Origin of the sequence: Clostridium cuniculi, assembly GCF_004353185.1 — a bacterium.
Lineage (GTDB): Bacteria > Bacillota > Clostridia > Clostridiales > Clostridiaceae > Clostridium > Clostridium cuniculi.
On record NZ_SMUS01000068.1, the window covers coordinates 1 to 7,942 of the forward strand.

A 7,942-nucleotide genomic window follows, 5' to 3' on the forward strand; every position below is an offset into this window, starting at 1 on the left:
CGTCTTGAGAATCATAACTGCCTGTTCTAATACTTCCTGTAACTGCTAACTGTCTACCTTTTGTAACATATTGTGCAATTGCTTCTCCAGGTTTATTAAATGCTATACAGTTTATAAAATCTGTTTCGTCCTTTTTGAATTGCCTTGATACTGCTAATGTAAATCTACAAACTGCTGTTCCACTTCCTGCTGCATATCTTAGCTCTGGATCCTTAGTTGATCTTCCAATAAGTACAACCTTATTCACTTCTATTACCTCCATTTAAATAAATATCATGATAAGTTACTGCAACTGCATAAGCTTGCCATATATCTTTTTTAAATCCGTAAAACCATCCTGGTTCTTTCTTAGTGCCTTTCCCCTTATTAGGTGTGTTAGGAGCAAATCTATCTACTAAAGCTTGTACTATATTACTATCTTTAGCCCTCATACTATTGCATAAATTCATCTTTTCATCTTTTCTATAGATATATTTAGGTTTTGTACAATAAGCTCTTCTAATGGCTTCTGTAAATATTCCTATCCATACACAAGTTTCAAAGACACTTTGCCCTACAGCCATTCCTTGTGACGCTATCATTTCAATAGCAAAACACTCCTCTCCTTTAGGATAAAAATCATTGTTACATATTCTTTTTAATAATTCTTCATTTAAAATTTTTCCACACTCTACAATGCTTAAATCTTCACATAAATATACATATCCACTTTCTATATTTCCTGGATCTATTGCTAATATCATATTTTATACTTATCCTTCCAAACTATATAATTCTCAAATGAATCTTTTATTTTTTGTTTTTTACAAAAATCTTTAAACTCTTGTAATTCTCTTTCAGTTATCCAACTCATAATATTCTCCTTATTAATTAGGGAGGTTCCCCTCCCCTTATTCCTAGGCTATTATTGATATATTTTTAATCTCTTCTAATTCTTTTTCTAAGTATTTCTTTATGTTAGTAATAGATTGATTTCTCCATGCTCCTCCATCAGCTTCAAATAATGCTGCTCTTGGTCCACTTTGCATTCTAAATATAAACTTGCTTATTGGTTGTTCTACCTCTGGAAAAGTTCTATACGGTGCTAATGATACTGGATTAGGTACTATTGCTTGTCCTACGCTTGCTACACCTGTTTTAACTGTTACTTGTTGGCTTACTCCATCATCACCAGTTGACTTTACTGCTTCATCTTGAACTAATCCTGTATACTTTAATAAGACTGCTTTATCTCCTGCATCTACAAATGAACTTTGTAACATGATATTAAATCTTTCTGTATCTAGAAAATCATTGTATCTAATGTTATTAGGTAATATTGCTTCTGCCTTTATATATAATTCTCTTTCTCTATCACAGTTTAATGCACTGTATAATCTAACTTCATTATGCGCTTTAACATGTATTAACAACTCACCTTCTAATTCATCTACATTTGTTTTTATATAATCAACTAAACCTGTTAATGTAGCTACATTTAAAGCTTCTGCTAATGGAGCTGTAACTCTTCTTAAACTTTCTCTTGAATATGTTCCTTGCTCTAATTCAATAACTGGCTCCTTTTCCATACCTAAACCAACTAAATATTCTAATGCTTCTCTTCTTTCCATTTTCTTTTCCACCTTTACTTTATTTATTAATGTGCAAGGTTTAAGCCCCTTGCCATGGCTTTATATAAATTTAATTATTTAACTAATCTGATTCCTTCTAAATCAATATTTTCTGCATTTTCTTCTGCTGTTGTTACTACTTCGCCAGTTTCTTCATCTACTCTCATTACACTTTGTCCTGGAACTTGTTTTTTATATTCACTTGCTAATACTCCACCCTTTCCATCTGAACCAATAACAATTTTGGCTGATAATGCCTTGCTTGGTGCTAACTTTGTTTTTGCTACTATGTTAACCTCTGTAAGCTCTCTATCTTCTCCAGTAGATAATGTCATATCAACTGTTAACTTTCTTTTTACCTTCCAATCAGTATTAGGATCTGTTATATTAGCTAATACCTCTCTTAAAGCCATATTTACCTTTTCTGCTAATGCTCCATCTGCAAATGTTTCTAAATTTATAAACTTTTCCATACTTTTTCTCCTTTAATTTAAAAATTTATTTAATCTATAATTACAATTTTCTTTAAAAACAACACTAAATCTTTTGCCACATGACTCCAATATTCTTCCTGCTAATGCTTCATCCAAATCTAGTAACATTTCTGGTGTACATTCTGTTGATATTATCATTGGCATATAGTTAAGATATCTATAATTAAGAATTGGATATATGTGTTTAATATCACTTTCGTTTAATTCATATGATATTTTTCCCTTCTTAACTTTATCTTTAAATAAATCATCAATAATAAGAACCTTAGCCTTTTTATATCTATTAACTAACCTGTCATAATCTTCTTGATACATAGCTAATGCTTTCAGTTCTCTAATAACTTCTAAATAAGGCATATATACTACAGATATTTTTTTATCTAATAGAGCCTTTCCTATAGCTAAAACAATATGGGTTTTTCCTGCTCCTGGTTGTCCCATTAAACAAAAACTATTTTCTCTACAACTTTTTATATCATCAAAACTAGTAATATAATTTACTGCTTTATCTCTAGCTTTTTCAGTTACATCATTATATGGCTTATATTCTCTTAGTAGCTTAATATCTTTTATTTTCACTCCAAAGTTTTCCCATAGCCTATTCAAATAATCTTCTGTATAACATGAGCACCTTACATATGAGCCTCCTTTTTCTATCCAGCTTGTATCATGACATTTATTGCACTTATAATCATTCAAAGTTGTATTGGCTCCATTTGCTCTCACTTGGCTTAATATCCTGTTTAATGCCTCCATCTACTCCATTTGCTCTCCTTTTTTCCAATATTCCTTTTACATAGCTATAACTATGTTTCCCATTATTATCTGCTATATCTATAGCCTGCTTTACTTCTTGTAATGAATACATCTCTATATCAGCTTGTACTTGCTCTGCAATTATAGGACTTATAGATACAAATCCTCTTTGTTGCATATATAGATAAATATTAAAATCATTACTACAACCACTTATTTCATTATTGTTTTCTTTACTTTTCTTTACTTTACTTTTCTTTACTTTACTTTGGGGATTAATGTCATCAGAAACTTCTTCATTATCGTGATTAATGTCAACAATAATTAAGTTTTTGTATACATTAACTGCTTTTTCATCTAAAAGTAAGTATTCTTTCTTAATTTCAACCTTAGTTCTACGCCCTACTGCTTCTAAATATCTTGATTGAATCCCCTTAGAAGTAAGTATTTTCTTACTTTTTAAGAGATTTCTATCAAATAACCCCCACTTTATACAATCATTAATGACAACATTAATTGAGTTAATGTCAACATTAATTCTTTTAGAAAAGAGTAATTGTTCCTTTTCTGTCCACTCATAGAAGTAACTGTTCTTATAAATATTCATTAATAGTTTTATAACTATAGCAAAACCTACTACTCCATGTTGAGCTTCTATGAGTGCTATTTTGTCATCTTGATCCATATCTACATCTAAAGGAAAATAATCTAATCCATTTTTTTGTGGTCTTGCCATTTAAAATCACCTACTCTGTTAACTCTTCAACTTCTTGTACTGGTTCTGTATATTCTACTTCTTCTATCACTTCCCCAGTTTCAAAATCTATTTCCATAGTATCTTCATTTAAAATACTTTCTTTGATTGTATTATTATCAGCTGTATAAGCTTTTTGCATTTCTATAGATAAAATTCCCCATTTAGATAGTAAATTTCTTATAACTGTCTTTTTTGCCATGCTATCAAAATCTGTTTGCCATACACCATTTTTAAAATTATATGTTTTTGAAAACTTCTTTGCATGAGCTTCCATATCTTCTTTGCTCCAATAAACTGTTTTTTCAAATCCATTTAATAATTTAAAATATCCAGCATATCCAATTACTTTATTTGACTTTCTTTCAGTAAAATCAATTTCTACTTCTTCACTTAATGGATTCCAACTTATAAGTTCTCCCTCTCTAATTTCAACTACATTTATTGCTTTATATTGTCCTGTTCTTAAAGCTAATTGAATGAATCCTTTATATCCCATTTGAAATTGAGCTTTATCCTTATAAGGTACTACCCATGCATATCCTAAATTTTTATCTACTGGTAAATCCATTGTTGCTGCTACCATACAACTTGCAATTACACTCATAGGCTCACATTTCTTTAAATTAGTATCTGAGTTAACTAAATTAACAATACTGCTCATATATTGAGGTGCTCTTTCACATAAAACTTCCTCAAATCTCTTCTTAACTGCTGGACTATCCATAAGCCCTTTAACACTATTTGCTATTGCAGAAGCTTGTCCTACTACTTCCTTCTTTGCTAATTGATTTTTTAAACTACTTGCTGTTGCCATAATTATTTATCCTCCTTGATATTAAATTTTCTGCTAATACTTTCTTTAATAACTTTTTCATAAACTTCTGGATAGTCTGCTTTCAACTTTTTACTATCTACCCTATTAGATGAAACCTTTTTCCAACTTAAGCTATATCCAGGAGCATATGCATACTCTGCATTTCCTATTTCAAATTTAATTTGATTTTCTAATTCTTGTATCTTATTTTCAAAAGCCTTTAATTCTTTTTTCATATCTAAATAAGTTTTTATCTTATCTTTATATTCAAAACCTAATTCTATTGCTTTGTTTTCTTCTACTTCTTTATATCTTTCCTTAAGATATTTTTCTGCTGCACTCGATCCATCTAAAGCAGGTGGTGTTTTTGCTTCAACCAAACTCCAAAAGTCCTTCTCTAATTGAATAATCATTTCAATTAATTCTTCATCTCTCGGCACTTCTTTCCATATAAACTTCTGCCCACCTACTAAAACTGCTATATACCCTTTATCTACTCCTGTAACTGCTAAATAATGTTGAACTTGTAGCAAATAACTTGCTGGTATTTCTTCATCTTCCCACTCTTTTAATAAATACTGATTAGCTGTTTTACACTCAAGAATTGCATTTTGTCCTACTATTCTTCTATCTATGTTAGCTACCATAAAAGGATAGTCTTTATGTTTATAATGCTTTCTATCTCTTCTTACTTTTAACCCTGTTCTTTTTTCAAACTCTTTAGCAACTATATCCTCAAATATATCTCCAAAATAAGCACTTTCTGATTGCTCTTTAACTTCTGTTATAGGCTCTGTTTTTTCTATATATACTTCAAATTGTGTTTTATACTTATTAACTCCTGCTATTGCTCCTACATCACTTCCACCAATTCCACATTGCCTTTCTTTAAGCCATTCAAGTTTATCCATTTATTTATCCTCCTTTGTATCAAAATATAATCTATCAGTATTGCCATCATATCTAATGTTAGATATATACCAATCTGTATTATCAGAATCATAAAGTTTAAAACCTTCTTCATTCAGTATGTTTATACTAGCTACTAAAATCTTTAATAATACTTTAAAAGCTTTCATACTTCCTCCATTTTTATTAGATTTTCTTGTGTATATCTTCATCTAGTGATATACTGTCATTGAATTCTTTTGAAAGGTTATTATCTGACTCATGAGCGCCAACTCTATCAGATAATAGCTTTTCTGCTTTTTCTACAGCATCTACATAGCTTGTACCATATCCTTCAACATAGATATGTGCTAAATCCGAAACTGTATCAGCTTTTGTTAAACTAATCATTTTAATATTCCTCCTTTAACAAGTGTTTCTTGTATCTCTAACTTTTTATACTCTTCTCTTAAGTATCTTAGATTAATTTCAAATGCTTTCTTAGCAATATTAGGTGTATTTTCTTCAAAGATAAACTTCTCTAATTTGTTTATTCTATTAATGATAGTTTCTTTCTTTTCAGTTATCTTTGATAGAATATTTGATTTATTCATTAATGCACATTCCTTTCTTGTTTATACTTTTTCAATAGGATTGTTTGAATTTTACAAACTAAATTGTCCAACTGCTGACTAATAGCAATAGTTCTTTCATCTGTTATTCCATATTCATCAATAGCTTTATGAAGTTGCTCTCTTAATTCCTTCATACTTACCTCCTAATTCTCTTTATTAGCTTGTCTACTCCATCTAAAATAGATGCAATTATAAACATTAACCAAATAATTACTATTAACACTAGGGGCATTACAAAGGTGCATATGCCCCATATATTTAAACCATCCATTACTCCTCCTCATCTTCTAATTCAACTAAAATTCTGTGATTACTCCCTCTTTTTCTTTTTGCTAATTTCCTTTTATAAGCATTTGTAGTGTAATATTTCACATTTTTCGCTGTTGTCCCTATATCTTTTGCTATTTCTTCTATTGTCCCAATACTCAACAATGTTTCTCCTTTATATAATGCATACTCTTTTTTATCATCCATAAGAAAACTCCTATAATCGTTTTTTTATTACTTGTATCTTGCTTCTTATAGAGTTTTCACTTCTTCCTAAAGTAACACTAAGTTCCTCTATAGTTGCATTTTTATAGTTTTCTTTTAAATATTCTTCATCTTCTTTTGACCATGAAGTTCCTTTCTTAACTACTTTTTGATCAACCTCTTTTACATTATCAACTTCATTTTGTTTATCCGTAATTTCATTGACTAAATTCTTGATTTTCTCAAACTCTTCCTTTGCTAACAACTCTTTAGCTACTCTTACAAAAGCTCTCTCAAACTCTTTCTCTCTAGCATTATGAACAGCCACTCTCTCTTGTCTAAATATTCTTTTTAATTTTTCATATTCTAGATTTAATCTCTTTAACTGTATCTTTTTTATACCTAATGCATGTTTAGCCCTATACAACCATGAAGTATCTGGCATAATTCCAAGTGTCATTTGATTAATTTTAGCTTCTTCAATCTGTAAATCTATTCCTAATATCGCTTCTTCTAACTCTATCTTCTCAAGAGCTATCTCTTCTATTCTTTTTATTCTTTCATCTGTATTTGTCATAATTTTTAATCCTCCTAACCTGTTATATTAAAATCTTCAAATATTTCATCTGTTGTACATCTATATAATTTTGCCATTCGTGCTATTAATTTAGGCGATGGGGTTTTATCCCCTCTCTCTAATTTTCCTAAGTATAATTTGCTTATACCTAGTAAATTTGCAACCTCCTCTCTATCAATAAACCCAGCCCTTAATCTTCTTAACTTTATTGGTTCAGACTTCATAATTACCCTCCTAGTGCTAAATTTGACATTTTTAGACTTTTTATTGTATTATTTCGTTATATTAATCTTTTATATTTATCAGCTCTGCCAAGTTGATAAATATTGTTGAAAGGAGGTGCAACTTATTTTATGAATGTTTTAGAAATCTCACCTTATGAATTATTTGAACAAAACTCTTCTCAATTAATTGATGTTCGCATTAATGGGATAGATACAAAAGTTTTAAAACTTAATGATGATCATGGAAACTATTTCGCTATTATAGCTTCTGATAAAAAATTATCTGATATATGTGGTCAATTTATACTTAATAACTGGATCAAAGAAATTGATTATGCTAAATACCAAGATAAAATTGCTCTAATTAAAGCGTATTATTAAGTGTTTCCTTTGATTAATAATGTTATTTCTCATTCGTTGGAGGTATTAGATTACTTGCTGTTTTGGCAAACTCTATTGCCTCCTCTAAATCTTCTATAGTTTCACAATCAACTTCAACGTGAACACAACCTATTTGTCCTTCTCTTAAAAAATCAAATCTCACATTTTTAATAAGTTTTCTTTCCTTCATTTTTAATCTCTCCTTTTAATATCTCGTGTACATGCTTGTACACAGACGTAATTTACTTATTTTATACGTAGACTACATATAAACAATGTAGTCTACATTTTTTCATACAATTTACCTCTAAGAACTTCTAATTGTTCTTTGAGCT

At 29.6% G+C, this 7,942-nt stretch carries 18 protein-coding genes; 1 reads left to right on the forward strand and 17 read right to left on the reverse strand.

Annotated elements, in window-relative coordinates:
* The 16 genes from EJJ37_RS19035 to EJJ37_RS19100 form a co-directional block, all read right to left on the reverse strand.
* Window positions 1-247 (reverse strand): single-stranded DNA-binding protein (locus tag EJJ37_RS19035; RefSeq protein WP_133017027.1); only part of this gene is annotated, 247 nt, incomplete at its 3' end.
* A complete protein-coding gene (locus EJJ37_RS19040) occupies window positions 240-743 on the reverse strand; it encodes a hypothetical protein (protein WP_133017028.1) in 504 nt (167 codons plus the stop codon). The genes EJJ37_RS19040 and EJJ37_RS19035, both read right to left, overlap by 8 nt.
* 153 nt (window positions 744-896) lie before the next feature.
* Window positions 897-1,610, reverse strand: coding sequence for a hypothetical protein (locus EJJ37_RS19045; protein ID WP_133017029.1), 714 nt, complete (start codon window positions 1,608-1,610; stop codon window positions 897-899).
* 74 nt (window positions 1,611-1,684) lie between these two features.
* Window positions 1,685-2,083, reverse strand: coding sequence for a replication terminator protein (locus EJJ37_RS19050; RefSeq protein WP_133017030.1), 399 nt, complete (start codon window positions 2,081-2,083; stop codon window positions 1,685-1,687).
* Between the two features lie 12 nt (window positions 2,084-2,095).
* Entirely contained in the window at window positions 2,096-2,803 is a 708-nt protein-coding gene (locus tag EJJ37_RS19055) for an ATP-binding protein (RefSeq protein ID WP_243124924.1), read from the reverse strand.
* Window positions 2,796-3,596, reverse strand: a complete 801-nt coding sequence (locus EJJ37_RS19060) for a Lin1244/Lin1753 domain-containing protein (protein WP_133017032.1) — start codon at window positions 3,594-3,596, stop codon at window positions 2,796-2,798. Before EJJ37_RS19060 ends, EJJ37_RS19055 begins: the two co-directional genes overlap by 8 nt.
* A gap of 10 nt (window positions 3,597-3,606) precedes the next feature.
* Window positions 3,607-4,431, reverse strand: coding sequence for a recombinase RecT (locus tag EJJ37_RS19065; protein ID WP_133017033.1), 825 nt, complete (start codon window positions 4,429-4,431; stop codon window positions 3,607-3,609).
* A 2-nt stretch (window positions 4,432-4,433) separates the two neighbouring features.
* Window positions 4,434-5,342 (reverse strand): YqaJ viral recombinase family nuclease, encoded by a 909-nt coding sequence (locus EJJ37_RS19070; RefSeq protein ID WP_133017034.1) that lies wholly within the window; start codon window positions 5,340-5,342, stop codon window positions 4,434-4,436.
* On the reverse strand, window positions 5,343-5,510 hold the full coding sequence (locus tag EJJ37_RS20510; protein ID WP_166484841.1) for a hypothetical protein: 168 nt from the start codon (window positions 5,508-5,510) through the stop codon (window positions 5,343-5,345).
* Window positions 5,511-5,526: 16 nt separating this feature from the next.
* On the reverse strand, window positions 5,527-5,730 hold the full coding sequence (locus EJJ37_RS19075; RefSeq protein WP_133017035.1) for a hypothetical protein: 204 nt from the start codon (window positions 5,728-5,730) through the stop codon (window positions 5,527-5,529).
* Window positions 5,727-5,933 (reverse strand): hypothetical protein, encoded by a 207-nt coding sequence (locus EJJ37_RS19080; protein ID WP_133017036.1) that lies wholly within the window; start codon window positions 5,931-5,933, stop codon window positions 5,727-5,729. The genes EJJ37_RS19075 and EJJ37_RS19080 overlap by 4 nt, the downstream gene beginning before the upstream one ends.
* Window positions 5,933-6,088 (reverse strand): aspartyl-phosphate phosphatase Spo0E family protein, encoded by a 156-nt coding sequence (locus EJJ37_RS19085; protein ID WP_133017037.1) that lies wholly within the window; start codon window positions 6,086-6,088, stop codon window positions 5,933-5,935. The genes EJJ37_RS19080 and EJJ37_RS19085 overlap by 1 nt, the downstream gene beginning before the upstream one ends.
* 2 nt (window positions 6,089-6,090) lie before the next feature.
* Window positions 6,091-6,225 (reverse strand): hypothetical protein, encoded by a 135-nt coding sequence (locus tag EJJ37_RS21070; RefSeq protein WP_275547966.1) that lies wholly within the window; start codon window positions 6,223-6,225, stop codon window positions 6,091-6,093.
* A complete protein-coding gene (locus tag EJJ37_RS19090; RefSeq protein WP_133017038.1) occupies window positions 6,225-6,428 on the reverse strand; it encodes a hypothetical protein in 204 nt (67 codons plus the stop codon). The genes EJJ37_RS21070 and EJJ37_RS19090 overlap by 1 nt, the downstream gene beginning before the upstream one ends.
* 10 nt (window positions 6,429-6,438) lie before the next feature.
* Complete coding sequence (locus EJJ37_RS19095) at window positions 6,439-7,002, reverse strand: hypothetical protein (RefSeq protein ID WP_133017039.1); 564 nt, start codon at window positions 7,000-7,002, stop codon at window positions 6,439-6,441.
* Between the two features lie 14 nt (window positions 7,003-7,016).
* Window positions 7,017-7,226, reverse strand: a complete 210-nt coding sequence (locus EJJ37_RS19100) for a helix-turn-helix domain-containing protein (protein WP_133017040.1) — start codon at window positions 7,224-7,226, stop codon at window positions 7,017-7,019.
* Window positions 7,227-7,355: 129 nt separating this feature from the next.
* On the opposite strand from EJJ37_RS19100, the gene EJJ37_RS19105 reads away from it, so the two are divergent.
* Complete coding sequence (locus tag EJJ37_RS19105; RefSeq protein ID WP_133017041.1) at window positions 7,356-7,607, forward strand: hypothetical protein; 252 nt, start codon at window positions 7,356-7,358, stop codon at window positions 7,605-7,607.
* 22 nt (window positions 7,608-7,629) lie between these two features.
* Here EJJ37_RS19105 and EJJ37_RS20515 read toward each other — a convergent pair whose 3' ends face one another.
* Entirely contained in the window at window positions 7,630-7,797 is a 168-nt protein-coding gene (locus EJJ37_RS20515) for a hypothetical protein (protein ID WP_166484842.1), read from the reverse strand.
* Between the last annotated feature and the right edge of the window lie 145 nt (window positions 7,798-7,942).

Bases quoted from the DNA above. Each gene is read 5' to 3' on its own strand.
- EJJ37_RS19040 (WP_133017028.1), bottom strand. From the start codon at position 743: ATGATATTAGCAATAGATCCAGGAAATATAGAAAGTGGATATGTATAT.
- EJJ37_RS19045 (WP_133017029.1), bottom strand. From the start codon at position 1,610: ATGGAAAGAAGAGAAGCATTAGAATATTTAGTTGGTTTAGGTATGGAA.
- EJJ37_RS19050 (WP_133017030.1), bottom strand. From the start codon at position 2,083: ATGGAAAAGTTTATAAATTTAGAAACATTTGCAGATGGAGCATTAGCA.
- EJJ37_RS19060 (WP_133017032.1), bottom strand. From the start codon at position 3,596: ATGGCAAGACCACAAAAAAATGGATTAGATTATTTTCCTTTAGATGTA.
- EJJ37_RS19065 (WP_133017033.1), bottom strand. From the start codon at position 4,431: ATGGCAACAGCAAGTAGTTTAAAAAATCAATTAGCAAAGAAGGAAGTA.
- EJJ37_RS19070 (WP_133017034.1), bottom strand. From the start codon at position 5,342: ATGGATAAACTTGAATGGCTTAAAGAAAGGCAATGTGGAATTGGTGGA.
- EJJ37_RS20510 (WP_166484841.1), bottom strand. From the start codon at position 5,510: ATGAAAGCTTTTAAAGTATTATTAAAGATTTTAGTAGCTAGTATAAAC.
- EJJ37_RS19075 (WP_133017035.1), bottom strand. From the start codon at position 5,730: ATGATTAGTTTAACAAAAGCTGATACAGTTTCGGATTTAGCACATATC.
- EJJ37_RS19080 (WP_133017036.1), bottom strand. From the start codon at position 5,933: ATGAATAAATCAAATATTCTATCAAAGATAACTGAAAAGAAAGAAACT.
- EJJ37_RS19085 (WP_133017037.1), bottom strand. From the start codon at position 6,088: ATGAAGGAATTAAGAGAGCAACTTCATAAAGCTATTGATGAATATGGA.
- EJJ37_RS21070 (WP_275547966.1), bottom strand. From the start codon at position 6,225: ATGGATGGTTTAAATATATGGGGCATATGCACCTTTGTAATGCCCCTA.
- EJJ37_RS19090 (WP_133017038.1), bottom strand. From the start codon at position 6,428: ATGGATGATAAAAAAGAGTATGCATTATATAAAGGAGAAACATTGTTG.
- EJJ37_RS19095 (WP_133017039.1), bottom strand. From the start codon at position 7,002: ATGACAAATACAGATGAAAGAATAAAAAGAATAGAAGAGATAGCTCTT.
- EJJ37_RS19100 (WP_133017040.1), bottom strand. From the start codon at position 7,226: ATGAAGTCTGAACCAATAAAGTTAAGAAGATTAAGGGCTGGGTTTATT.
- EJJ37_RS19105 (WP_133017041.1), top strand. From the start codon at position 7,356: ATGAATGTTTTAGAAATCTCACCTTATGAATTATTTGAACAAAACTCT.
- EJJ37_RS20515 (WP_166484842.1), bottom strand. From the start codon at position 7,797: ATGAAGGAAAGAAAACTTATTAAAAATGTGAGATTTGATTTTTTAAGA.